At 74.1% G+C, this 24,818-nt stretch carries 22 protein-coding genes and 1 tRNA gene; 16 read left to right on the forward strand and 7 right to left on the reverse strand.

Annotated elements, in window-relative coordinates:
* Positions 1–34: 34 nt before the first annotated feature.
* Positions 35–793 (reverse strand): LmeA family phospholipid-binding protein, encoded by a 759-nt coding sequence (locus tag LQK89_RS09510; RefSeq protein ID WP_231048955.1) that lies wholly within the window; start codon positions 791–793, stop codon positions 35–37.
* Positions 794–992: 199 nt separating this feature from the next.
* Positions 993–2,657, reverse strand: coding sequence for an arginine--tRNA ligase (argS, locus tag LQK89_RS09515; RefSeq protein WP_175326355.1), 1,665 nt, complete (start codon positions 2,655–2,657; stop codon positions 993–995).
* Positions 2,658–2,728: 71 nt separating this feature from the next.
* On the opposite strand from argS, the gene LQK89_RS09520 reads away from it, so the two are divergent.
* The 4 genes from LQK89_RS09520 to LQK89_RS09535 all read left to right on the forward strand — a co-directional run bounded on the left by LQK89_RS09520 (position 2,729) and on the right by LQK89_RS09535 (position 8,923).
* Complete coding sequence (locus LQK89_RS09520) at positions 2,729–3,307, forward strand: hypothetical protein (RefSeq protein ID WP_231048956.1); 579 nt, start codon at positions 2,729–2,731, stop codon at positions 3,305–3,307.
* Between the two features lie 157 nt (positions 3,308–3,464).
* Positions 3,465–3,536: transfer RNA gene (locus tag LQK89_RS09525), tRNA-Arg, on the forward strand.
* Between the two features lie 135 nt (positions 3,537–3,671).
* Positions 3,672–7,598: a Pls/PosA family non-ribosomal peptide synthetase gene (locus tag LQK89_RS09530; protein WP_231048957.1), complete on the forward strand. Its 3,927-nt coding sequence runs from the start codon at positions 3,672–3,674 to the stop codon at positions 7,596–7,598.
* Complete coding sequence (locus tag LQK89_RS09535) at positions 7,595–8,923, forward strand: M1 family metallopeptidase (protein WP_231048958.1); 1,329 nt, start codon at positions 7,595–7,597, stop codon at positions 8,921–8,923. The genes LQK89_RS09530 and LQK89_RS09535 overlap by 4 nt, the downstream gene beginning before the upstream one ends.
* A gap of 17 nt (positions 8,924–8,940) precedes the next feature.
* On the opposite strand, the gene LQK89_RS09540 is transcribed toward LQK89_RS09535, so the two are convergent.
* Positions 8,941–9,201 carry a helix-turn-helix domain-containing protein gene (locus LQK89_RS09540; protein WP_058742863.1) on the reverse strand — a complete coding sequence of 87 codons (261 nt, stop codon included), beginning with the start codon at positions 9,199–9,201 and terminating at the stop codon, positions 8,941–8,943.
* A gap of 60 nt (positions 9,202–9,261) precedes the next feature.
* Between LQK89_RS09540 and map the strand changes: the two genes are divergently transcribed.
* Positions 9,262–10,032 carry a type I methionyl aminopeptidase gene (map, locus tag LQK89_RS09545; protein ID WP_231048959.1) on the forward strand — a complete coding sequence of 257 codons (771 nt, stop codon included), beginning with the start codon at positions 9,262–9,264 and terminating at the stop codon, positions 10,030–10,032.
* On the opposite strand, the gene LQK89_RS09550 is transcribed toward map, so the two are convergent.
* Both LQK89_RS09550 and LQK89_RS09555 read right to left on the reverse strand, forming a co-directional pair.
* Complete coding sequence (locus LQK89_RS09550) at positions 10,013–10,663, reverse strand: 4'-phosphopantetheinyl transferase superfamily protein (RefSeq protein WP_231048960.1); 651 nt, start codon at positions 10,661–10,663, stop codon at positions 10,013–10,015. The two genes, map and LQK89_RS09550, sit on opposite strands and share 20 nt — an antisense overlap.
* A 31-nt stretch (positions 10,664–10,694) precedes the next feature.
* Complete coding sequence (locus LQK89_RS09555) at positions 10,695–10,898, reverse strand: hypothetical protein (protein ID WP_058729997.1); 204 nt, start codon at positions 10,896–10,898, stop codon at positions 10,695–10,697.
* 317 nt (positions 10,899–11,215) lie between these two features.
* Here LQK89_RS09555 and LQK89_RS09560 point away from each other — a divergent pair, with 317 nt between their 5' ends.
* The 5 genes from LQK89_RS09560 to LQK89_RS09580 all read left to right on the forward strand — a co-directional run bounded on the left by LQK89_RS09560 (position 11,216) and on the right by LQK89_RS09580 (position 16,717).
* On the forward strand, positions 11,216–13,135 hold the full coding sequence (locus LQK89_RS09560; protein WP_231048961.1) for a TPM domain-containing protein: 1,920 nt from the start codon (positions 11,216–11,218) through the stop codon (positions 13,133–13,135).
* Between the two features lie 113 nt (positions 13,136–13,248).
* On the forward strand, positions 13,249–13,974 hold the full coding sequence (locus LQK89_RS09565) for a PspA/IM30 family protein (protein ID WP_231048962.1): 726 nt from the start codon (positions 13,249–13,251) through the stop codon (positions 13,972–13,974).
* A gap of 50 nt (positions 13,975–14,024) precedes the next feature.
* The gene (locus tag LQK89_RS09570) at positions 14,025–14,843 is read left to right on the forward strand and encodes an arginase family protein (RefSeq protein WP_231048963.1); all 819 of its coding nucleotides are present in this window, start codon (positions 14,025–14,027) and stop codon (positions 14,841–14,843) included.
* Positions 14,844–14,951: 108 nt separating this feature from the next.
* Complete coding sequence (locus tag LQK89_RS09575) at positions 14,952–16,355, forward strand: dihydrolipoyl dehydrogenase family protein (RefSeq protein WP_231048964.1); 1,404 nt, start codon at positions 14,952–14,954, stop codon at positions 16,353–16,355.
* Positions 16,356–16,357: 2 nt separating this feature from the next.
* Entirely contained in the window at positions 16,358–16,717 is a 360-nt protein-coding gene (locus LQK89_RS09580; RefSeq protein ID WP_231048965.1) for a Fe-S oxidoreductase, read from the forward strand.
* Between the two features lie 152 nt (positions 16,718–16,869).
* Here LQK89_RS09580 and LQK89_RS09585 read toward each other — a convergent pair whose 3' ends face one another.
* Both LQK89_RS09585 and LQK89_RS09590 read right to left on the reverse strand, forming a co-directional pair.
* On the reverse strand, positions 16,870–17,697 hold the full coding sequence (locus LQK89_RS09585) for an ABC transporter ATP-binding protein (protein ID WP_231050776.1): 828 nt from the start codon (positions 17,695–17,697) through the stop codon (positions 16,870–16,872).
* A complete protein-coding gene (locus LQK89_RS09590) occupies positions 17,694–18,614 on the reverse strand; it encodes a siderophore-interacting protein (RefSeq protein ID WP_231048966.1) in 921 nt (306 codons plus the stop codon). Before LQK89_RS09590 ends, LQK89_RS09585 begins: the two co-directional genes overlap by 4 nt.
* A gap of 77 nt (positions 18,615–18,691) precedes the next feature.
* Between LQK89_RS09590 and LQK89_RS09595 the strand changes: the two genes are divergently transcribed.
* From LQK89_RS09595 to LQK89_RS09620, 6 genes are all read left to right on the forward strand, one after another.
* Complete coding sequence (locus LQK89_RS09595; RefSeq protein WP_058740649.1) at positions 18,692–19,639, forward strand: alpha/beta fold hydrolase; 948 nt, start codon at positions 18,692–18,694, stop codon at positions 19,637–19,639.
* Between the two features lie 61 nt (positions 19,640–19,700).
* On the forward strand, positions 19,701–21,227 hold the full coding sequence (locus tag LQK89_RS09600; protein ID WP_231048967.1) for an ABC transporter substrate-binding protein: 1,527 nt from the start codon (positions 19,701–19,703) through the stop codon (positions 21,225–21,227).
* Positions 21,228–21,264: 37 nt separating this feature from the next.
* Complete coding sequence (locus LQK89_RS09605; RefSeq protein ID WP_058740651.1) at positions 21,265–22,218, forward strand: ABC transporter permease; 954 nt, start codon at positions 21,265–21,267, stop codon at positions 22,216–22,218.
* Complete coding sequence (locus LQK89_RS09610) at positions 22,215–23,093, forward strand: ABC transporter permease (RefSeq protein WP_058740652.1); 879 nt, start codon at positions 22,215–22,217, stop codon at positions 23,091–23,093. Before LQK89_RS09605 ends, LQK89_RS09610 begins: the two co-directional genes overlap by 4 nt.
* The gene (locus tag LQK89_RS09615) at positions 23,090–23,968 is read left to right on the forward strand and encodes an ABC transporter ATP-binding protein (RefSeq protein WP_331000540.1); all 879 of its coding nucleotides are present in this window, start codon (positions 23,090–23,092) and stop codon (positions 23,966–23,968) included. Before LQK89_RS09610 ends, LQK89_RS09615 begins: the two co-directional genes overlap by 4 nt.
* On the forward strand, positions 23,965–24,798 hold the full coding sequence (locus LQK89_RS09620) for an ABC transporter ATP-binding protein (protein WP_442874046.1): 834 nt from the start codon (positions 23,965–23,967) through the stop codon (positions 24,796–24,798). The genes LQK89_RS09615 and LQK89_RS09620 overlap by 4 nt, the downstream gene beginning before the upstream one ends.
* Positions 24,799–24,818: the final 20 nt, after the last annotated feature.

A 24,818-nucleotide genomic window follows, 5' to 3' on the forward strand; every position in this document is an offset into this window, starting at 1 on the left:
GGGCCGCGGCGCGCCGACACGCGCGCCCGCGCCGTCAGCTGCTGCAGGTCCCCACGGTCTGCAGTCCCTGCTCCGTGAGCGGCAGCCGGTCGGCCGTGACCCGCACCGTCGCGTCCGACCCGGTGATGTCGAGCGAGCGGACCCGCAGCTGCTCCGGCAGGAACTGCGCCGTGCAGACCGTCACGGGCACGTCGGTCACGCCGGGGATGGAGTCCACCTTGAGCCCAAGCGCCGAGTTCGTGATCCGGACCGTCTGCGGCGTGATCGTCACGCCGCGGCCGTCGGGCTGCGCCACGACGTCACCGGTGGCCGCGTACGAGATGTCGTAGCCGAGCACCGCGGTGGAGCCGGAGAGCTCGACCCCGCCGTCGACGAGCCGGAGCCGGTCGAACAGCGGGCTGTACTTCGCCAGGTCCTTCACGCTCGAGGCGGCGAGCGTCACGTGCCCGTCGACGTCCCGGACGTCGCCCTTCCCGTCGACCGGGACGTCGTGCACGGTGACGTCCGCCGCGAGCGGGACGCCGTCGACCGTGATCCGGTCCGACGAGATGTCCACCCGGTCGAGCGTCCCGGCGATCAGCTGCGGCAGGACGATGCCCTCGGCGTGGGCAGTGACCTCGCCGGTCGTGCCGTCGGGCAGGGCCTGCTCGACCTGGTCGGCGATCGTGCGGTCCACCACGCCGCGCAGGACGAACTCGGCGACGACCGCGAGCGCGGCCAGCACGACGAGGAGCACGACGAGGACGATCGGCCAGCGCCGGCGCTTCCGGGCGGGTGCGAGGGCGACGGACATGCGTCCCACCCTGCCAGGGTCCCCCGGCAGCCGGCCTGGAGGCACGGGTGCGGCCCGGCGCGTCGGCTGCGGCGGGCGGGCGGCTGGCCGGGGGCGGGCGGGCGGGGGCGGGCGCGTGTCGAACCAGGAAACCGACGTCGAACCAGCCGCGAGGGCTGGTTCGACGTCGGTTCCGTGGTTCGATCCGGGCGGGGCCGCGCTACATGCGCTCGGGAGCGGAGACGCCGAGCAGCCCCAGGCCGTTGCGGACGACCTGGCCGGTGGCGTCGTTCAGCCAGAGGCGGGTGCGGTGCAGGTCGGTCACGGCCTCGTCGCCGAGCGGGGTCACGCGGCAGGCGTCGTACCAGCGGTGGTACAGCCCCGCGAGCTGCTCGATGTACCGCGCGATGCGGTGCGGCTCGCGCAGTTCCGCGGCCTGCCGGACGACCCGCGGGTACTCCGCGAGGGCACCGAGGAGTGCACCCTCGGTGTCGTGGGTGAGCAGCGAGGCGTCGAACGCCGAGCGGTCCACCCCGGAGGCGGCGGCGTTGCGCGCCACCGACTGCGTGCGGGCGTGGGCGTACTGCACGTAGAAGACCGGGTTGTCGTTCGTCCGCTTGGTGAGCAGGTCGAGGTCGATGTCGATCGCGGTGTCGCTGGCGAACCGCACGAGGGCGTACCGGCCGGCGTCCACACCGACGGCGTCGACGAGGTCCTCCATCGTCACGATCGTGCCGTTGCGCTTCGACATCCGGAACGGCTGGCCGTCCTTGAGCAGGTTGACCATCTGGCCGATGAGGATCTCGAGGTTCGTACCCGGCTGGTCGCCGAACGCCGCGCACATCGCCATCATCCGACCGACGTAGCCGTGGTGGTCCGCGCCGAGCATGATGAGGTTCCGCTCGAACCCCCGCTCGCGCTTGTCGAGGTAGTACGCCAGGTCACCGGCGATGTACGCGGGGTCGCCGTCGGACTTGATGACGACGCGGTCCCGGTCGTCGCCGAAGTCGGTCGTGCGGAGCCAGAGCGCCCCCTCGGCCTCGTACATCATCCCGAGCGACTGCAGGCGCTCGATGGCGCGCTCGACGGCCTTCGACTCGTGCAGCGAGTTCTCGTGGAAGTACACGTCGAAGTCGACGCCGAAGTCGTGCAGCGACTGCTTGATGTCGGCGAACATGAAGTCGACGCCCTCGCGGCGGAACAGCTCCTGCGCCTCGTCGCGGGGCAGGTCGCGCACGTCGCCGTCGTACGTCGACAGCACGCGGGCGGCGATCTCGCTGATGTAGGCGCCGCCGTAGCCGTCCTCGGGCGTGGGCTCCCCGAGCGCGGACGCGACGAGGGACCGGGCGAAGCGGTCGATCTGCGCGCCGTGGTCGTTGAAGTAGTACTCGCGGGTGACGAGGCCGCCCTGCGCGGCGAACACGCGCGCCAGGCTGTCGCCGACCGCGGCCCAGCGGACGCCGCCCATGTGGATCGGGCCGGTCGGGTTGGCGGACACGAACTCGAGGTCGATGCGGACGCCGTCGTACAGGTCGCCGTGCCCGAAGGACGAACCCCCGTCGACGATCGTGCGGGCGATCTCCCCCGCGGCCGCCGCCTCGAGCGTGATGTTGATGAAGCCGGGTCCGGCGACGTCGACCGACGCGACACCGTCCAGCTCGGACAGCTCGCCCGCGATCTCGGTCGCGAGCTCGCGCGGGTTCGTGCCGAGGCGCTTCGCGAGCTGCATCGCCGCGTTCGAGGCCCAGTCGCCGTGTGCGCGGTTCTTCGGCCGTTCGAGCGCGACGTGCGACTCCCCGACGGTCACGGTGTCGGACGCACCTCGTCGCTCGACGATCCCGGTCAGGATCGACAGGTACGCGGCGGAGAGTTCGGCAGGAGTCACGAGGGTCGATCCTACCGGGACGTCCAGGCGGCTCCTGGCCCGCGTCTGGTCGCGTGCATCATCATGTCCGGATGACCACCCGCAGCCGTGCCCGGGCGATCACCGTCGCCGTCCTCAGCGTGACCGCGTCCCTCGCCCTCACGGCGTGCACGGGCGGGTCCGGCGGCGGCTCCCCCAGCGCCAGCGCGAGCGCCGGACCGATCGGGCAGCGCGTGACCCAGGGCTGCACCGACCTGCTCCCCGCGTCGGCGCTGCAGGTGTACGGGAAGACGTTCACGCAGGACACGTCCTGGACGCCCGCGAAGGGCACACCGGCGGCCACCATCGAGCGTCAGCGCGGTCGCGTGTGCCGCTTCGTCGCGACCGACGACCCCGCCACCACGGTGACGCTCGCCGTCGCCCACCTGCCTGAGAAGTCGCTCACGACACTGAAGGACGCCCTGTACGAGCGCGGCGGCTCGGTGCCGACCTACCGCGTCGAGGGCTACTTCGCCCTGACCGACGGCGTCGGGCGTGCGGACGCATTCCCCGATCCGTACTGGATCACCACCGAGTCGACCCTGTTCACCGAGCCCGGCGGCGCGCAGCCCGTCGTCGACGCCGTGCACGAGGCACTCGAGCCGAGTGCCTCGGCAACGCCGGCCGGCTGACGCGACGGCACGCCCGGCCGCCGGCCCGCCTCCGACGCGACCCGGCAGCGGACGGGAGGCGCGGGGCGGACCCACACCGTGCCTCCCGTCCGGTGCGACGCGACACGCGCTGTCCTGGTGCGGTGCGCAGACCTGCTACGGTTGATCTCGCCCACGAGCCCCCATAGCTCAGGGGATAGAGCACTGCCCTCCGGAGGCAGGGGCGGAGGTTCGAATCCTCCTGGGGGCACAGGAAACGCAGCACAGTCAGAAGCCCCGGCCTCACCGCCGGGGCTCTTCTTGTTCCGGCGCTCTCCTCCACTCAGAGCACGGTCGGCGTCTTGGTTTGCCGGCGCGACACCCGGCGTCACTATGATCCGCGCCGATGAGCACCGGCACCACGGACACCCAGGCACCCCTCGCCCGCGGCACGCACGCGCCCGACCCGCGCACCCTGCTCGACGTCCTGCGGGCGACCGCGGCCGCGACCCCGGACGCCCTCGCGCTCGAGGACCCGGCCGGGACCGTCGACTACGCGACCCTGCTCGACCTCGTCGCCGCGCAGGCCGACGACCTCGCCACGCGCGGGGTGCGCCGCGGCGACCGCGTCGGCATCCGCATCCCGTCCGGCGGCCGGGACCTGTACGTGTCGATCCTCGCCGTGCTCGCCGCCGGTGCCGCGTACGTCCCCGTCGACGCCGACGACCCCGAGGAGCGGGCGGCGCTCGTGTTCGGCGAGGCCGGGGTCGTCGGTGTGATCGGCGCGGGTGGCGTCCTGCGGACCTCCGGCGCGCCCGACGCCGACCCCGCGCCGGTCGTCGACCCCGTCGCACGTGCGGCGGCGCCGACGGTCGACGACGACGCCTGGATCATCTTCACCTCCGGCTCGACCGGTGTCCCCAAGGGCGTCGCCGTGACCCACCGCTCCGCGGCCGCGTTCGTCGACGCCGAGTCACGGATGTTCCTGCAGGACGCCCCGATCGGTCCGGGCGACCGGGTCCTCGCCGGGCTGAGCGTCGCGTTCGACGCGTCCTGCGAGGAGATGTGGCTCGCGTGGGGCCACGGGGCGTGCCTGGTCCCCGCGCCGCGGTCGCTCGTCCGGACCGGGGTCGACCTCGGGCCGTGGCTCATCGCGCACACGATCACGATCGTCTCGACCGTGCCGACCCTCGCGGCGCTCTGGCCCGACGACGCCCTCGAGCAGGTCCGGCTCGTCATCTTCGGCGGCGAGGCCTGCCCGCCCGAGCTCGCCGCCCGCATCGCGTCCCGGGACCGCGAGCTGTGGAACACCTACGGCCCGACCGAGGCCACCGTCGTCGCGTGCGGGTCCCTGATGGACGGCAGCCAGCCCGTCCGGATCGGCCTGCCGCTGGACGGCTGGGACCTCGCCGTCGTCGACGAGCACGGGCAGCGCGTCGCCCCCGGCGGCGTCGGCGAGCTCGTCATCGGGGGCGTCGGACTCGGCCGGTACCTCGACCCGGCGAAGGACGCCGAGAAGTACGCACCCTTCCCGGAGCTCGGGTGGGACCGGGCGTACCGGAGCGGGGACCTCGTGCGGTACGAGCCCGAGGGCCTGGTGTTCCAGGGCCGCGCCGACGACCAGGTCAAGCTCGGCGGTCGCCGGATCGAGCTCGGCGAGGTGGACGCCGCGCTGCAGGGCCTGGACGGCGTCGCGGGCGGTGCCGCCGTCGTGCAGCGCACCCCCGCCGGGAACCAGGTGCTCGTCGGGTACGTCGCCCCGGTCGCCGGCGCGACGATCGACACCGCCGCCGCGAACGAGCGCCTCCGGCAGGAGCTGCCCGCCGCCCTCGTGCCGCTCCTCGCCGTCGTCGACGCCCTGCCGACCCGCACCTCGGGCAAGGTCGACCGCGCTGCGCTCCCCTGGCCGCTCCCCGGCGCCACCGACACCGCCCTGCTGCCGGACACCGTCGCGTGGATCGCCGAGCGGTGGGCGGCGATCCTCGGCGTCCCGGTGACGAGCGTCGACGACGACTTCTTCGCGCACGGCGGCGGCTCGCTGACCGCGGCGCAGCTCGTCTCGGCCATCCGCGAACGTTTCCCGACGACGACCGTCGCCGACGTGTACGACCACCCGCGGATCGGCGCGCTGGCCGAGGCGCTCGACGACGCCGGGCCGGTCGCCGCCGCCCGGCGCCCCGTCCGTCCGGTCCCGCCGGCGACCGGGCTGCTGCTGACGGTGCTCGGCCTGCCGGTGCAGGTCCTCCGCGGGCTGCGGGTCACGACCTGGACCGCCCTCGCGTCGAGCGTCCTGCACGCGACGGCGTTCCCCGCCCTGCCGTCGCTGCCCTGGTGGGCCCTCGTGCTCGCGCTCGCGCTGTTCGTCACCCCCGTGGGCAAGATGGCGCTCACGGTCGTGCTCGCCCGGCTCGTCCTGCTCGGCGTCCGCCCGGGCGACCACCCCCGCGGCGGCTCGGTGCACGTGCGCGTCTGGCTCGCGGAGCGCATCGCCGAGGCCGTCGACGGCCCCTCGACGTCCGGCGCGCCGTGGATCAGCTACTACGCCCGCGCGCTCGGCGCCCGGATCGGTCAGGGCGTCGACCTGCACACGCTCCCGCCGGTGACCGGCATGCTCACGATCGGCAAACGGGCGTCGATCGAACCCGAGGTCGACCTCGCCGGGCACTGGGTCGACGGCGACGTGTTCCGTCTCGGCCGGGTCCGGGTCGACGCCGACGCGGTCGTGCACAGCCGGTCCACGTTGCTGCCGGGCGCGCACGTCGGCGCGGGAGCCGAGGTGGAGGCCGGCTCCGCCGTCTCCGGCCGGGTCCCCGACGGGGAGCGCTGGGCGGGTTCGCCGGCGGAACGCGTCGGCTCGGCTCGGCACGGTCGGGAGGCACGACCACCGTCCCGCAGGCGCTGGCTCGTCGCGTACGGGGTCGGCTCCGTCGTCGTCGCGGGGCTGCCCGTCGTCGGCGTCGCGGCCGGCGTACTGGTCGCCGCGGCCCTGGTCGGGCGGGCGGACACGATCGGGTCCGCCGTGCTGCACGGCCTGGCGGCCGTCCCGCTCGCCACGCTCGTCGCGGGTGCCGTGTACGCCGGGCTCGTGGTCGCCGCCGTCCGGCTGCTCGGCATCGGCCTCCGCGAGGGCCGGTACCCGGTGCGGTCCCGGCCCGGGTGGCAGGCGTGGTGCACGGAACGGGTGCTCGACGCCGCACGGACCCTGCTGTTCCCCCTGTACGCCTCGCTCGTCACGCCGCTGTGGCTCCGGGTGCTCGGGGCGAGGGTCGGGCGGGACACCGAGATCTCGACCGTGCTGCTCATCCCCGCGCTCACGCAGATCGCGTCGGGGGCGTTCCTCGCCGACGACACCATGGTCGCGACGTACGAGCTCGGCGGCGGGTACGTCCGGATCGGGCGGTCGAAGGTCGGGCGGCGCGCGTTCCTCGGCAACTCCGGCATGACCGGGGCCGGCCGCTCGGTCCCCCGCGAGGCCCTGGTCGCGGTGCTGTCCGCCGTGCCGAAGAAGGCCAAGCGCGGCTCGTCGTGGCTCGGATCGCCGCCGGTCCGACTCCGCCGGGCGACGACCGAGTTCGACGAGGAGCGCACCTTCCGTCCGCCGCGCCGCCTGAAGGTCGCGCGGGGGCTCTGGGAACTGCTCCGACTCGTGGCGCCGATGGTGTCCTCCGCGATCGCCCTCGGCGTCACCGGGGCGCTGCTCGCGCTGTGGTCCTCGATCGGGCTCGGGTGGACGGTCCTGCTCGCCGGTCCGGTCCTCATCGTCGCGGGCGCCGTCGCCGCCACGGTGTCGACGGCCGCGAAGTGGGTCTTCGTCGGGCGGATCGACGCCAGGGAACGACCGCTGTGGTCGTCGTTCGTGTGGCGCAACGAGGTGCAGGACACGTTCGTCGAGACCGTCGCCCGACCGTGGTTCGCCGAGCAGGCCACGGGGACGCCGGCCCTCGCCGCGTGGCTCCGGAGCCTCGGTGCCCGGATCGGCCGCGGCACCTGGATCGAGACGTACTGGCTGCCGGAGGCCGACCTCGTCGAGATCGGCGCCGGCGCGTCCGTCGCGCGCGGGACCGTCGTGCAGACCCACCTGTTCCACGACCGGGTCATGCAGCTCGACGCGGTCCGCCTGGACGCCGGCGCGACCCTCGGTCCGCACAGCGTCGTCCTGCCGGCGGCGGGCATCGGCCCCGGTGCGACCGTCGGCCCGGCGTCGCTCGTGATGCGCGGCGAGCAGGTCCCCGGCGGCACGCACTGGTCGGGCAACCCCATCGCTCCGTGGACGACCGCACCGCCGGTGGACCGCGGCGAGGACCCGGGCGTGGCAGACTCGACGGCACCGTGAAGCCGAACCCCGACGCCGACCCGTACACCCCGCACAGCGGCGACCGTCGGTGGAGCGCCCTGCACCACGACCTGCGCCTCGGCTACCGCGTCGCGACCAACCGGCTCGACGCGACGGCGACGATCACCGCGCGGGCGCTCGTCGCCCTGGACCGAGTCGTGCTCGACCTGCACGGGCTGCGGGTCGACCGTGCTGACGTCGACGGCGTCCGGGCGGCGAAGGTCGCCGCGTCGACCCACAAGCTGACGGTCACCCCCGCCGAGCCGATCGCCGCGGGTGCCGAGTTCACGCTGCACCTGCGCTACCGCGGCGCACCGCGTCCGCTCCGCAGCCCCTGGGGCCAGATCGGGTGGGAGGAGCTGACCGACGGCGTCATCGTCGCCGCGCAGCCGACCGGCGCCCCGAGCTGGTTCCCGTGCAACGACCGCCCGGACGACAAGGCCACCTACCGCTTCGAGATCACCGCCGAGACCGGGTACGACGTCGTCGCGAACGGGGACCTGCTCGGCCGCGAGCAGGCGCGCGCCGGCACGACCTGGACCTACGCGGTGACCGAGCCGATGGCCACGTACCTGGCGACCGTGCAGATCGGGCGCTACCGCTCGACACGGCTCCGCGGTGCCGTCCCACCGGTGACCGTGCACCACCCGGCGGACCTGACGTCCGCGGTCCGGACGGACTTCGGGCAGGTGCCCGAGATGCTCGCGCTCTACGCCGACCGGTTCGGCCCGTACCCGTTCTCGTCCTACGGGATCGTGGTGACGGACGACGAGCTCGAGATCCCGCTCGAGGCGCACGGGCTCGCGGTGTTCGGCCGGAACCACGTCGACGGCGAGCACGGCACCGACCGGCTCATCGCGCACGAGCTCGCGCACCAGTGGTTCGGGAACTCACTCACCGTCGGCCGCTGGCAGGACATCTGGCTGCACGAGGGCTTCGCCTGCTACGCGGAGTGGCTGTGGTCCGAGCACCGCGGCGGCGACTCGGCGGACGCGCTCGCGGCGCAGCACCGACAGGCGCTGGTCGCCGGCCCGCAGGACCTCGTCGTCGCGTCGCCGGGCGCGCAGGACATGTTCGACGACCGGGTCTACAAGCGCGGTGCCCTCGCCCTGCACGCCGTCCGACGGACCGTCGGCGACGAGGCGTTCTTCACCGGGTTGCGGTCGCTCACCGACCGGTACCGGCACAGCAACGTGGTCCCCGAGGACGTGCTCGGCGCGCTCGCGGACGCGGCGGGACTGTCCGTCCACGCGGTGCGACGGGTCACCGGGCCGTGGGTCGACGAGCCCGGGGTGCCGGCGCTGCCGGTCGTCCGTCCGGTCTGAGCGGCGCCGACGGAGCGCTACGAGGCCGCGCGGTCCGGCGCGTGCACGTCCGTCCAGAGCGCGTCGAGCGAGAGTCCGACCTCTCCGGCGACGGCCGCGATCGTGGCGAACGCCGGGGTCGCGATCCTGCCGGTCTCGATCTTCCGGAGGGTCTCGGGCGAGATGCCGGCGGCCAGGGCGACGTCGAGCATCGAGCGCTCGGCACGGGCCCGGCGCAGCAGTGCCCCGAGCCGACGCCCACGCTCGAGCTCCTCGGGACTGAGCGGGAGACGGACCATGGACGTGATGGTAGTACCGGTACTGTTGTACCGGCCGAACTGTACCGGTAGCCTCGACGCGTGATCGAGATCCTGAGCCCCGCCGAGGTCGACCGGGCCCGCCGCACGGGCGCCCTCGTCGGCACCGTCCTGCAGACCCTCCGCGAGCGCACCGGAGTGGGCACGAACCTGCTCGAGATCGACGCGTGGGCCCGGACGCTGATCGAGGACGCGGGCGCCGACTCCTGCTACGTCGACTACGCCCCGTCGTTCGGCCGCGGGCCGTTCGGCCACCACGTGTGCACCGCCGTGAACGACGCGGTCCTGCACGGGCTGCCCCACGACCGAGCGCTGGTGGACGGCGACCTGCTCACGCTCGACCTGGCAGTGTCCCTCGACGGGATCGCCGCCGACGCGGCCATCAGCTTCGTCGTGGGCACGCCCGACCCCGCGGACACGGCGCTCATCGCGGCGACCGAGCGCGCCCTGGCCGCCGGGATCGCGGCCGCCCGCCCCGGCGCTCGGACCGGTGACCTGTCCCACGCGATCGGGACCGTGCTCGCCGACGCCGGGTACCCCGTGAACACCGAGTTCGGCGGTCACGGCATCGGGTCGACCATGCACCAGGACCCGCACGTGTCGAACACCGGTCGACCAGGGCGCGGGTACACGCTCCGGCCGGGGCTCCTCCTCGCACTGGAGCCCTGGGTGATGGCGGACACCGACGAACTCGCCACCGACCCGGACGGCTGGACGCTGCGGAGCGCGACGGGGTCCCGGACGGCACACACCGAGCACACGATTGCGATCACCGAGGACGGTGCCGAGGTCCTCACGCTCCCCCGGCGCTGAACGGGACGTCCCGCGGGGCGGTGACCGTGACCGGCAGGCCGCCCGCCGCGACCGCGAGCACGAGGTCCGCGTCGAGCCAGGTCACCGTCACCGGCTGCCAGCGGCCGTCGAGCCGTGCCCGACCACGGCGCAGGTCGACCTCGACCCGGGCGGGGTCGACGCGGAGCCCGCGGCCGTCGCGCTTGAGCACCGCCTCGGTGACGGCCCACGCGGCGGCGCGGTCCTGCACCGTGCGGAGCCGGCCGGACTCCCGCGGGCCGGACGCGTCGAGCGGGGCGGCGGCGACGCGCGAGACCCGCTCCACGTCGACGCCGACGGTCGGCAGGGTCGTCCTCGTCGACCGCGCGGTCCCCTGCAGCGCGGCCACGGCGACGATGCCGGTCGTGCGCGCGAGGCTCACCGGGACGGCCGTACCGGCGGCCTCCGCCCAGGGGCGCCCGTGGTCGGATGCGCCGCACGTCGGACAGGACCGGCCGGTGCGTACGGTGACCGGCTCGACACCCGCAGCGGACGCGCCGGCGGTGACCAGTGCCTCCCGGCCGACACCAGCGGTGTCCGCGTCCGCGGCGACGACGTGCACCGTCACGGCGACGGCACCGCACCTGACGTCGTTGCGGGACCGGGCGACCACGCGGTGAGCCTACCCGCGACGGGAGGGCGGATCAGGCGTGCGTGAGCGCGATGAGCGCGACGTTCATGGTGCTGTAGGCGCCCTCGGACCGGGTTGCCTGCCGGACGCGGCCGCGCAGGACCTCGTAGCGGCCGTCCTGCTCCCGGACGAAGCCGATCACGCCGCTCGCCGGCGTCGAGACGCGGTGGTAGCCGTCCTCCAGTGGGACGACCTCTGTGCTCGTCGTGCGCTCCATCGTGCTCCCCTTCCGTTCGTCGTCGAACAGTGGCCGCCAGCATACCCCGCCCGGGGGACAAACCCTCCCCAGGTTGCGCGTCCGGCGAGGTTCTCCCGAAGTCTGTCCGTCCGCGAAGGAGCGTGGATAGCATCGGGGCGACGGCAGCCTGCTCGGCGCGGTCACGGGGTGCGTCGCAGGGCACACCGACGACGGATGGAGGACGGATGCGAGCGGTCCACGCCCGGACGAGTGCGACGACGGCGTCACACGGAGCGGACTCCGTCGGGGGACAACGGCGGCGCCGACGCCTCCGCTCGCGGCTCGGCGCGGCACTGGTGGCCGTCGGCCTCGTCGTCGGCCCCGTGCTCGTTCCCGAGACCGCCGCGGACGCCACCGAGCCGGTGGACCTCGCCGGAGCGTACGTGGTCGACGACGCCGGCGCGCTGTCGAGCGGGCAGCGGACGCAGGTCGAGCGGGCGATCCAGGACCTGTACGACAAGACGCGGACGCAGCTCTACGTCGTCTACGTCCCCACCTTCACGGACCCGACCGACCACACCGCCTGGGGCGATGCGGTCATCCAGCGGAACCAGATCGGCTCGGACAGCATCGTGCTGTCGGTCGCGGTCGACGACCGGATCGCGGACATCCAGCAGACGACCGAGGGCGTGCTGTCCTCGACGGACGTCGAGGACGCCTACCAGCAGGACGCGGTCCCCCAGCTGCGGGACGGGAACTGGTCGGGCGCGGCGGTCGCGCTCGCGGAAGGTCTGGTCGCCAGCCAGGCGCCGCCGGACCTGACCTGGCTGTGGGTCGCGCTCGCCGTCGTCGTGGTCGGCCTGCTCGTCCTGCTGCTCGTCGTCCGAGCACGGAACAAGCGCCGGACGGCAGCAGCCGCGCGAGCGCAGCAGGAGTCGCTCGCGGGACTCGAGCGGGCCGCGGGCGGTGCCCTCGTCACCATCGACGACGAGCTCAAGACCGCCGAGCAAGAGGTCGGGTTCGCCGCCGCGCAGTTCGGCGACGACGCCGCGAAGCCCTTCGCCGAGGCCGTCGACGCCGCGAAGCGATCCGTCCGCCAGGCCTTCGCGTACCAGCAGCAGCTCGACGACGAGGTCCCCGACACCCCACAGCAGCGCGCCGAGTGGGCGAACCAGATCATCGCGATCTGCGAACAGGCGCACGCGGCGATCGACCAGCAGACCGAGGCCTTCGACCGCCTCCGCGCGCTCGAGGACGGGGTCGAGGACGCGGCACGGGCGCTCGACTCCGCGGTGGCCGCCGCTCCCGCGGACCTCGCCGCCGCGCGGACGGCGCTCGACCGGGTGCGCGGTGCGTACGCCGGCCGGACGCTGGCCTCGGTGTCGGACAACGTCGACCAGGCGCAGCAGGTCCTCGACTACGCGACCGAGCGGTCCCGGGCCGCCACGGCCGCGATCGCCGCCGGTGACAAGGGCGAGGCCGTCATCGCCGTGCGGGACGCGCAGCACGCCCTGGCGCAGGTGCAGCAGCTGACCGGCAGTGCGACCGCCGCGGAGACGACCTTCGCCGAGGCCGCCGCCCGCGCGCAGGCGATGCGCGCGGACCTCGAGGGCGACGTCGCCGCGGCGCGCGCGATGCGATCGGGCGACCCGGCCCTCGCCGCAGCGGCGACGCAGGCCGACGCGGTGCTCCGGCAGGGGGTCGACCCGCGGGACCCGATCGCGGCGGTCGACGGCCTGACGAAGGCGAACACGGCCATCGACGCCGCGTTGGCCACCGCCCGCGGCCAGCAGGAGCAGCGCGAGCGGGCCCGGCGTGCGCTCGACGACGCCCTACGGGACGCGCGGACGCGGATCAGCCAGGCGCGTGACTTCATCTCCGTGCGACGCGGCGCCGTCGGCACCACCGCGCGGACACGGCTGTCCGAGGCCGAGCGGGCGCTCGACGACGCGATCGACTTCGCCACCACCGACCCCGCACGTGCGGTGCAGGCGGCGCGGTCGGCGGAGCAGTACGCCGCGGCTGCGATGGACGCGGCGAACGACGACATGGGCGGGTGGCCGGGGCAGGGCAGCGGCGGGAACGGCGCGCAGCTCGGCGGGCTGGTCACCGGCCTCGTGCTCGGCGGCCTGCTCGGCGGACGCGGGGGCAGCTTCGGAGGCGGGTCGTTCGGGGGCGGCGGCTTCGGGGGCGGGGGCTTCGGCGGCGGGGGCGGCGGCTTCGGCGGTGGCGGGGGCGGCGGAGGCGGCGGGTTCTCCGGCGGCGGCCGCTTCTGACCTCCGGGACTCCCCACCGCCCGCCCATCGAGACCTCCCCCGGCAGACCGCCGGACCGCCCATCCAGATCACCAGTCAGACCACCGACGGACCTCCCAGGAAAGGCAACGCACATGGCAAAGCAGACCATCTTCGGCCGGATCTCCGCGCTCATCCGCGCGAACGTGAACCAGATCATCGACGACGCCGAGGACCCGCAGAAGATGCTGGACCAGCTCGTCCGCGACTACACGAACAACATCGCGGACGCCAAGACCGCGATCGCGCAGACGATCGGCAACCTCCGCCTGCTCGAGCAGGACCACGAGGAGGACAAGCGCGCCGCCTCCGAGTGGGGGCAGAAGGCCGCGAACGCCTCGTCGGCCGCGGACAAGTACCGCGCCGAGGGCAAGACGGCCGAGGCGGACAAGTTCGACAACCTCGCGAAGATCGCCATCGGCAAGCAGATCGCCGCCGAACAAGAGGTCAAGGACAACGAGGGCCCGCTCGCCACCCAGAACGAGCAGGTCGAGAAGCTCAAGTCCGGTCTCGCCGGCATGGAGCAGAAGCTCGAGCAGCTCAAGTCCAAGCGCGACTCGCTGGTCGCCCGCCAGAAGACCGCCGAGGCACAGTCGAAGGTGAACGACGCCATCGGCAACATCGACATCACCGACCCGACGAGCGACCTCAACCGCTTCGAGGAGAAGGTCCGCCGCGAGGAGGCGAAGGTCCTCGGACAGCAGGAGCTCCAGTCGTCGAGCCTGGACGCGCAGTTCGAGAGCCTCGAGGACGTCGGTCGGGACGCCGAGGTCGAGGCGCGACTCGCCGCACTGAAGAACGGCGGGTCGTCGACGATCTGACCCGACACGCTGGTGCGGACGGCGCCGGGCCGTGCTGACAGACTGAGACGATGCAGTTCCTCGTCGTCGGGCAGTGGCAGGGTTCGGCGTCGTCGCGGGCGATGCGCCTCGGCGACGGCGCCCAGGCCGTCGCAGCCGATCTCCCCCGTGCCGCCACCACCGTCGTCGACGTGCCCACGGGCGCGGGCGACCGACTCGAGACCGCCGTCGCGCGCTACACCTCGGTCCGCTCGGTCGCCGAGCGCGTCGCAGAGGAGGTCGGGGTCGCGAGCGAACCCGTGCTCGTCGTCGGCGGCGACGGCTCGAGCATGCTCGGGGCAACGGTGCTCGTGCGTCCCGGCACGGCCTTCGTCCGGATCGCCGGGTCGAGCGGGTACCGCGCACTGAACCGCGCCCAGCCCGTCGCCGCGGAGACCGCGGTGCTCCGGCTGCTCGTCGACCGGCCGGACGACCTGTTCCCGGACCTGCCCGTCGTCGACCCCGCGGCCGTCGTCGTCGCGGGCATCCGCGGCACCGAGGACGCCGAGCTCGCCGCGCTCGACCGGATCGGGATCACGCACCTCGACGTGGACGCCGCGACCCCGGACGCCCTCGACACCGCCGTCACCGCGACCGGAGCCGACGCGGTGTTCGTGCAGGTCGACCTCGACGTCCTGGACCCGTCCGAGGTCGACGGGCTGCTCGAACCCGTGCCGTTCGGACTCGACGCAGCGGCACTCGTCGCGCAGATCCAGGCGGCGACCCGGGGCCGTCGTCTCGTCGGTGCGGCGCTGACGGGGTTCGCCCCGGTCGACCCCGAGCGGGCCGTCGACGACCTCGGCGTGATCCTGCGCGCGGTCGGCGCCCTCACCACGGCGTCCCGCGCATAGCAGGCCGTTCCGCGCGTCGGCTGCCGATCGCCCCACCCCGATGCGCCCTCCGGACCGGTACCCATCGCACTCGGGCGCCCCTCCGGCGGCCTGCGTACGCTCGGGCTCATGACGGACTACGACCTCATCGTGATCGGCGCCGGCGCAGTCGGCGAGAACGTGGCGGACTACGCCCACAAGCGCGGCCTCTCGGTCGCCGTGGTCGAGGCCGAGCTGGTCGGCGGCGAGTGCTCGTACTGGGCGTGCATGCCCTCGAAGGCGCTCCTGCGCAGCGGGCACGCGGTCGCGGCGGCGAAGCGACTGGAGGGCGCCGCCCAGGCCGTGTCGGGTGACCTCGACGCTGCGAAGGTGCTCGCCCGTCGCAACTCGTTCACCTCGGACTGGAAGGACGACGGACAGGTCGCGTGGCTCGAGTCCGCCGACATCGCGCTCATCCGCGGCCACGCGCGCATCACCGGCGAGAAGACCGTCGAGGTCGCCGGCGAGACCCACACCGCCCGTGCCGCCGTCGCCGTCGTGACCGGGTCGCTGCACCAGCTCCCCGACGTCCCCGGCCTGGCCGAGGCGAAGCCCTGGGGCACCCGCGAGGGCACCAGCGCCCAGCACGTCCCCGAGAGCCTGCTCGTGATCGGCGGCGGGGTCGCCGGCTCCGAGCTCGCAACCGCCTGGGCGTCCCTCGGCGCGAAGGTCACCCTCGTCGCCCGGCACGGCCTGCTCGGCGGCATGGAGCCCTTCGCGGGCGAGCTCGTCGCGGACGCCATGCGGGAGCTCGGCATCGACGTCCGCACGGGCGTCAACCCGACCCGTGTCGACCGGGACGAGCACGGCCTGGTCACGACGACCCTCGACGACGGCACGACCCTGGTGACGAGCGAGGTGCTCGCCGCCACCGGCCGGTCGCCGCACACCGCCGAACTCGGCCTCGAGACCGTCGGGCTCACCCCCGGCGACTGGCTGCAGGTCGACGACACGATGCTCGTGCAGGGCACCGACTGGCTCTACGCCGTCGGTGACGTCAACCACCGCGCACTCCTGACCCACCAGGGCAAGTACCAGGCGCGCGCCGCGGGCGAGGCGATCGCCGCACGCCACCAGGGCCGTCCGGTGCACACCGAGCCGTGGGGCGCGCACGTCGCGACGGCCGACCACGCCTCGGTGCCGCAGGTGACCTTCACCGATCCGGAGGTCGCGAGCGTCGGCCTGACCGAGGACGCCGCGCGCAGGCAGGGCCTGACCGTCCGCGCCGTCGAGTACGACCTGGGCGCCGTCGCCGGTTCCGCCCTGCAGGCCGACGGGTACACCGGACGCGCGAAGATGGTCGTCGACGAGGACCGCGGGGTCGTCGTCGGCGTGACCTTCGTCGGTCAGGACGTCGCCGAGATGCTCCACGCAGCGACGGTCGCCGTCGTCGGCGAGGTCCCGGTCGACCGTCTCTGGCACGCCGTCCCGGCCTACCCGACCATGAACGAGATCTGGCTGCGCCTGCTCGAGACCTACGGCCGCCCGGAGTAGCGGTGCGGAACCCGCTCCTCGACTCCCCCGTGTCGCGGGCCGGCTGGCTGTTCGCCACGGCCGTCGGTCTCGCGATCGGCGTGCCGCTGTCGACCGGCAGGATCCGGGTCGTCGACGGGCTGGTGGTCTGCAGCGGCCTGCCCCGGTGGGTCTTCCGCCGCGGTGGGACCTGCGTGGGATCGGTCTACCTGACGCGCGACAACGACGGCGACCGCGTGCTCCGGCACGAGCGTGTGCACGTCGCGCAGTGGCGTCGCTACGGCATGGCCATGCCGCTGCTCTACGCCCTCGCGGGCCGCGATCCCCTGCGCAACCGCTTCGAGGTCGAGGCCGGCCTCGAGGACGGCGGCTACGTCCGCTGACGCCGACGCACGCCGAGCGTGCCAGATCTGGCACGTTCGGCGCGCTCGGGCGACGGATTGTGACCGCCGAGCGGACGTGAGCGGCGTGTCCTGCCCACTCGCGGGTGCCCTCTCGCGGGTGCCCGGGCGCGGGCGAGGACAGAGCGCGCGCGTCAGGCGGCGCGGCGGCGCGGGACGACCAGGGGCGTGCCCGTCTCGGGGTCCGGGACGACCACGCACGGCAGGCCGAAGACGTCCTCGACGAGCTCGGCGGTCAGGACGTCGGCCGGACGCCCCTGCGCGACGATCGACCCCGCCCGCATCGCGACGAGGTGCGTGGCGTACCGCGCCGCCTGGTTGAGGTCGTGGAGCACCGCGACGACCGTGCGCCCGGCCGCGTGCAGCGCCGAGGCCAGTTCGAGCACGTCGTACTGGTGTGCGATGTCGAGGAACGTGGTCGGCTCGTCGAGCAGGACGATGTCGGTCTCCTGCGCGAGCACCATCGCGATCCAGACGCGCTGCCGCTGGCCGCCGGAGAGCTCCCCGACGCTGCGGTCGGCGAGCGTCACGGTGTCGGTCTGCTCGAGCGCGGCCTGGACGGCGGTGCGGTCGGAGCCCGACGACGGGTGCAGCAGGTCCTGGTGCGGGAACCGGCCGCGGGAGACGAGGTCGCGGACGGTGATGCCCTCGGGGGCGATCGGCGTCTGCGGGAGCATGCCGACCCGGCGCGCGACGGCCTTCGGGCGGTAGGACGTGATCGGCGCACCGTCGAGGTACACCGTGCCAGCGCGGGGCGTCAGGGTCCGGGCGAACGCCTTGAGGAGCGTCGACTTGCCGCACGCGTTCGGGCCGACGACGACCGTGAGCTCGCCGTCCGGCACGTCGACGTCGAGGGCGTCCACCACGACGCGGTCCTCGTACGCGAGCGTCAGGCCGCGGGCACCGAGCGCCGTCGTCGGGAGCGCGGCGGAGACGGGCGCCGAGAGGGCGGAGGTGTTCAGTGCTCGGCCCTGCCGTGCCGCCAGTAGCCCATGAACGCGACCTGCTCCCGGGCGATGCCGACGCCGCGGACGAGGTGGCGCCGGAGCTCCTTGACACAGCCGGCCTCCCCCGCGATCCACGCGTAGACGGGGCGCTCCTCGGCGGCGGCGGGGACGTCCCAGAGCACCTGCTCGTCGTTGTCGAGAACAGCGTCGACCTCAGCGAATTCGACCGTGGGCGCGCCCGCGGCCGCAGCGCGTCGGCCGCCGACGACGTCCGACGCCCAGGCGTGCACCTGGTGGGTCATGCGCTCGCCGTGCGAGGCGCCGTTCCGGGCGATCCAGCGGACCTCGACCCCGGCGGGCGCGGACACCGGCAGGCGGTCGGCGTCGGTCGGGACCTCGATGAAGACGTGGCCGACGGCCGTGACGTCGAGGGCCTCGAGGATGGCGCAGATCGCCGGCGCCGCGGTCTCGTCGCCGGCGAGCAGGATGCGGTCGGCGCGCCCCGGGGCGAACTCGGCGGCACCGCTCGGGAGCTCGGCCGGCGAGGACGGGACCGCCGGACCGACGATGCGGAGCTCGTCGCCGACGCGGCAGCCCGAGACCCAGCGGGACGCGGGACCGGTGTCGCCGTGCGCGACGAAGTCGATGTCGAGCTCGCGGGCGTCCGGCCGGAACGAGCGGACCGTGTAGGTGCGCAGCGGGTTCCGCACGGCGTCCGGCAGCGCGCGCCAGGCGCCGTACCAGTCGTCGCCGTCGGGCAGGTCGGTGAAGCCGTGGCCCGGGATCGGCAGCACGATCTTGATCCGCTGGTCGAGCCCCACCGCGGAGAACTCCGCGAGGGCGTCTCCGGACAGCGTCACCCGGACGAACGAGGGGGTCAGCGCGGACACGGCCGTCACGCGGACGGAGAAGACGCGGTACCGGGCAGCCACGAACGCAAGTATGGCATGCCTCACCTAACCGTTCCAGGGTGGAACGGGGTACCCCGGACGGTGCGAGGATCGTCCCCGTGCACGAACCCGACGACGAATTCTCGGACCTGGCCGCGCTCGCCGCCGCGAGCGGCGTGACGGAGCCGCTCCGCGCCTCCAGGCAGGTGGTCCGCGGCGACGACGGACGCGAGACCGCCGCGATCCGGTGGGACACGGCGGACGGCCGGGAGGCACGGATCACCTACCTGCACGGGCTCGGCATCGACGCGCACAGCTTCGACCAGACCGCGCTCGCCGTCGGCGAGCCGGCGGTCGCCCTCGACCTGCCGGGACACGGCCGGTCGAGCTGGCGCGACGACGCGGACTACGGCGCCGCGGTCACCGCCCCGCAGGTGCTCGCGGCGCTCGACGCGCTCGACGTGCCGCCGGGGATCGTCGTCGGGCACTCGCTCGGGGCGATCCTCGCCGCGCGGCTGGCGTCGCTCGCACCGGAGCGGGTGACCGGTCTCGTGCTCGTCGACATGTCGCCGGACTTCGCGCAGCGGGCCGTCGACCGCATCGCGCGGGCGCTCGAGGACGAGGAGCCGTTCGCGTCCCTCGACGAGGTGGTCGACCGCGCCGTCGAGGCCCGGGTCGGCGACGACCGGCAGGTGCTGCTCCGCGAGGCGCGGCACACCACCCGGCTCGGCGCGGACGGGCGGCTCGTGCGGCGGCACCACTTCCCGCACCTGCCCGCCGGCCGGACCGCCTCGGTGGGCCGCTTCGCGGACGCATGGCCGGACCTCGAGGCGCTGGACGTCCCACTGCTGCTCGTCCGGGGGGACCGCGGCTACGTCTCCCCGAAACTGCACACCGGGTTCGTCGAGCGCCTGCCCGACGCCCGGGTCGTGACGGTCACGGCCCGGCACGCGGTGCAGAACCAGGCACCCCTCGAACTGGCCACGGCGATCCGGGCATGGGCTGAGGACCACGGATTGTTGCACCCCGTGGAGAAACCGTCCCCCGACGGTCCGGTTGGTCGGTAGCCTCTTGCGAGCGCGACGCGACGACCGTCGCTCCCACGCGCCCGGAAGGAACCCACAACCCATGAGTCCGCTCCTCCCCCGCCTGGGTCGACGTGCAGCACGCGTCGCCCTCGCCAGCACGGCCGTCGCGGTCGTCTCGGCCCTCGCCCTGACCGCGTGCTCGGGATCGTCGAACGAACAGGGCGGCGCCGACGCGACCGTCCGGATCGGGCTCGTCCTCGAACCGACCAGCCTGGACATCCGCACGCAGTCCGGTGCCGCACTCGACCAGGTGCTCATCGACAACGTGTACCAGGGGCTCGTCGGCCGGGCGGCGGACGGCAGCGGCGCGATCCACGACGTGCTCGCGTCGAAGCACGAGGTCTCGGCGGACGGACTCACCTACACGTTCACGCTCCGCGACGGGACGACGTTCCAGGACGGCAAGCCGGTCACCGCGGCCGACGTCGTGTGGTCGCTCCAGCAGGTCAAGGACAACGCGTCCTACGTCGACTCCGCGCAGCTCGCGAACGTCCGGTCGATCGCGTCGCCGTCGTCGGACCAGGTCGTCCTGACGCTGTCGAAGCCGGACTCCGACCTGCTCTGGAACCTGACCGGCCGCGCGGGACTCGTGCTCGAGCAGGCCGCGAAGAACGACCTGTCGGACTCCGCGAACGGCACCGGCCCGTACGAGGTGTCGAGCTGGAAGCAGGGCGATGCGCTCGTCTTCGCCCGGAACGCCGACTACTGGGGCACGAAGGCGAAGGTCGCCAAGGTCGAGTTCCGGTACATCACCGACGGGTCCGCGGCCGTGAACGCGATGGCCGCAGGCGACCTGGACGTGCAGACCTCGGTCGACGGCACGCTGAAGAGCCAGCTCGAGGGCAACGCCGACATCTCGCTGCACACCGGCAAGACGACCGACAAGTACACGCTCGCGTTCAACGACCGCAAGGCGCCCTTCACCGACGTCAAGGTCCGCAAGGCGATCCGGCAGGCGATCGACCCGAAGGCGCTCATCAAGGCGATCGGTGGGACCGGGGTGCCGCAGGGCGGGCCGATCCCGGAGCTCGACCCGGGCTACCAGGACCTGACCGACGTCGACGCGTACGACCCCGCGGCCGCGAAGCAGCTGCTCGCCGAGGCCGGGGCGAAGGACCTGAAGCTCACCCTGACCTACCCGAACATCTACGCGGCGACGATCGGCGACGTGCTGAAGTCGCAGCTCGCGGACGTCGGCATCACGCTGAGCGTCCAGCGCGTCGACTTCGCTACGTGGCTGTCGCAGGTGTTCGAGAAGCACGACTTCGACCTGTCGATGGTCAACCACGTCGAGTCGCGGGACTTCGGCAACTGGGCGAACCCGGACTACTACTTCGGGTACGACAACCCCGAGGTGCAGGCCCTGTACGCGCAGTCCGTCGCGGCGACCGTCCAGGCCGACAAGACGAAGGCGCTCGAACAGGCGGCCCGGATCGTCAGCGAGGACGCCGCCGGCGAGTGGCTCTACACGGCGACGTCGATCACCGCGGTCCGCAAGGGCGTGACGGGCGTGCCGTTCGACGGCACGAACTCCCGCCTGGACCTGGCGCAGCTGGCGGTGCGGTGACCGGGGTCGCCGCTGCCGGGCCCGGAGCATCGGGCTCGTGACCCGGTTCCTCGTCGGGCGACTGCTGCTGCTCGTCGTCGGTCTGCTCGTGGCGAGCATCATCGTGTTCGCCGTGCTCCGGGTGCTCCCCGGCGACGTCGCGCAGGTCGTCGCCGGCACGCAGGCGTCCCCGGCGCAGGTCGAGCAGCTCCGGCAGCAGCTCGGCCTGGACCGGCCGGTCGTGGTGCAGTACGTCGACTGGATCGGCGGGCTGCTGCACGGCGACCTCGGCCGCTCGCTCGTCACCGGGGGCCAGGTCGCCCCCGAGCTGACCCAGAAGCTCGCGGTCACGCTGCCCCTCGCCGGGATGTCGCTCGCCGCGGCCCTCGTGCTCGGCGTGCCGCTCGGGGTGCTCGCCGCGGTGCTGCGGCGCCGCGCGGGCGGTGCCGTGATCGCGTTCGTCGCCCAGGCCGTCGCCGCGATCCCGATCGTCTGGGCGGGGCTGCTGCTCATCGCGCTGTTCGCCGTGACGCTCCGCTGGCTCCCGCCGCAGGGCTTCCCGCTCGACGGCTGGGGCGAGCCCGGGCGGGCGTTCTCGGCGCTCGTGCTCCCCGCGCTCACGATCGGCGCGGTCGAGGGCGCCGTGATCCTGCGCTTCACGCGCTCCGCCACGCTCGGGGTGCTCGACGCCGACCACGTCCGCACGGCCGCCGCGATCGGGCTCACCCGGACGCAGGCGCTCGTGCGGCACGGGCTGCCGTCCGTGGCGCTCACCGTGCTCGCGGTGCTCGGCGTGCAGATCGCCGGGCTGCTCGTCGGGGCCGTCGTCGTCGAGCAGCTGTTCTCGCTGCCCGGAGTCGGCCGGATGCTCGTCACCGACGTCGGCCGGCGGGACGTCACGAAGGTGCAGTCCGAGCTCCTCGTGCTCACCGGGCTCGTCCTGCTCGTCGGCTTCGCGGTCGACGTGCTGCACCGCGTGCTCGACCCCCGGCAACGCGAGGTGCACGAGTGATCCGCCGACTCGTCGCCCGGCCGACCGGGGTGTTCGCCGTCGTGGTCCTCGGCCTGCTCGTGGTCCTGGCCGCCGTGTCCCTCGTGTGGACGCCGCAGGACCCCTTCCGCACCGACCCGTTCCGGCAGTGGTCCGGACCGAGCGCGGCGCACTGGTTCGGCACCGACGCCTCCGGACGGGACATCGCGAGCTACCTCCTCGCCGGCACGCGGACGACGGTGCTCGTCGCCGTGGGGTCCGGGGTCATCGCGAGCGTCGTCGGCATCGTGCTCACGGCGGTCGGCTCGCTCACCGCCCGGTGGGTCCGCGAGGGCACGGCCGTCCTGCTCGACATCCTCGTGGCGTTCCCCACGCTGTTGACGGCGATGCTGCTCACCGCGGTGTTCGGCGGTTCACTCGGCGTCGTGGTCGTGAGCGTCGGGCTGTCCTTCGGCGTGACGATCGCCCGCGTGGCCCGCGGCGAGATCCGCCGGATCGCGCGCAGCGACTACGTCGTCGCGGCACGGGCGTCCGGCGTGGGACCGCTCGGGGTGCTCACCCGGCACCTCGTGCCGAACGCGGCGCCGCTGTTCACCGTGCAGCTCTCGCTCGCGATGGCGACCGCCGTCCTGGCCGAGGCCGGGTTGTCGTACCTGGGCTACGGCGCCGGCTCGGACACCGCGTCGTGGGGCAGCATGCTCGCCGACCTGCAGACCTACGTGGGCGTCCACCCGTGGAGCGCCGCGTGGCCGGGAGCCGCGATCGCCCTCGTGGTCGCCGCGCTCTCGCTGCTCGGCGACGCGGTGCGGGACGCGACCGACCCGCGGCTGACGACGGGTGACCGGGCGTCCGACCCGACCACGACCTCGCCGACGACCCCGGGGGTGACCGCGTGACGGACGCACACGACCGCGGGCCCGACGCACACACGCACGGGCCCGACGCGCACGAGCAGGGCCCGACCGGACCCGACCGCGGGCCGGACCCGCGCGCCGGACTCGAGGTCTCGGGTCTCTCGGTGCGCATCGCGGGGCGGACGGTCCTGGACCGTGTGTCGTTCACCGTGCCTCCCGGCCGTCGCGTCGGCGTGATCGGCGCGTCCGGATCCGGGAAGTCGATGACCTCGCTCGCCCTGATGGGGCTGGAGCCCACCGGTGCGCACGTGACCGGCAGCATCCGCCTGGACGGGCGGGAGCTCGTCGGCCTGCCCGACCGCGAGCGGGCGAAGCACCGCGGCGCGGACCTGGGCATGGTGTTCCAGGAACCGGGCACGGCGCTCGACCCGCTCCGACGGGTCGGCGCGCAGGTCGCGGAGCCCCTCCGGCTGCACCGCGGCCTGGACCGTCGTGCCGCGCGGACCGCCGCCGTCGCACTGGCCGACGCGGTGGGTCTGCCGGACCCGGCGTCGCTCCTGCGGCAGTACCCGCACCAGCTGTCCGGCGGGCAGCGGCAGCGGATCTGCATCGCGATGGCGATGGCCGGGTCGCCCGCCTACCTGATCGCCGACGAGCCGACCACGGCGCTCGACGTCACGACCGAGGCCCGGATCCTCGAACTGTTCGAGCGGCTGTCCTCGGCACGCGGCACCGGGATGCTGTTCGTGACGCACGACCTCGCCGTGCTCGCGCGCATCGCCGACACCGCCGTCGTGCTGCACGAGGGGCGCGTCGTCGAGCAGGGGCAGGTCCGCACCCTGCTCGCAGCACCGCAGCACCCCGCCACGACCGCGCTCGTCGAGGCCGCCCGCGCCACCGCCAGGAGGACCCCGTGACCACGCCCTCCACCTCGCCGCAGCCGGACGCCCTGCCCGGCTCCGGCTCGCTCCCGGTCCTGGCCGGGACCGGGCTGCACCGCACGTACCGGCTCCCCCGCCGCGGGCCGTTCGAGCCCGGCCCGGTCCGCACCGCCGTCGACGGGATCGACCTGACGGTCGCTCCCGGCGCCCGGCTCGGGATCGTCGGCGAGTCCGGGTCCGGCAAGTCCACCCTGGTGCGGCTGCTCGCCGGCCTGGAGGCGCCTTCCGCCGGCACCGTGACCGCCTCCGGTCGTCCAGTGGTCGCGTCCGCCTCCGCTGCCGCGATGCGGTGGTTCCGTCGCGAGACGGGGGTCGTGTTCCAGGACCCCTACGCGTCGCTCGACCCGCGGATGCGCGTGGGCGCGATCATCGCCGAGCCCCTCCGGGCACTGCGGGTCCCCGGCGACCACCGGGAGCTGGTGCGGCGGGTCCTCGAGCGGGTCGACCTGCCGGCGGACGCCGTGGACCGGTACCCGCACGAGTTCTCCGGCGGGCAGCGGCAGCGGATCGCGATCGCCCGTGCGGTGGTGCACGAGCCGCGGATCCTGTTCGGGGACGAGCCGATGAGCGCCCTCGACGTGGTGGTCCGCGCGCGCGTGATCCACCTGTTCCGCTCGCTCGCGGACGACCTCGGGTTGACGCTCGTCCTCGTGTCGCACGACATCGGCGTGGTGCAGCGGCTGTGCGACACCGTGGCGGTGCTGTCCGAGGGGCGGATCGTCGAGCACGGCCCGGTCGCGCTGCTGGACGACCCGCAGCACGACGTCACGCGGGCGCTGGTGGCGGCGGCGCCGACGCTGCCGTAGGCCGTGCGGGCGGGCGGGCG

The sequence above is a fragment of the Curtobacterium sp. C1 genome (assembly GCF_021049325.1).
In the GTDB taxonomy this organism is placed as follows: Bacteria; Actinomycetota; Actinomycetes; order Actinomycetales; family Microbacteriaceae; genus Curtobacterium; species Curtobacterium citreum.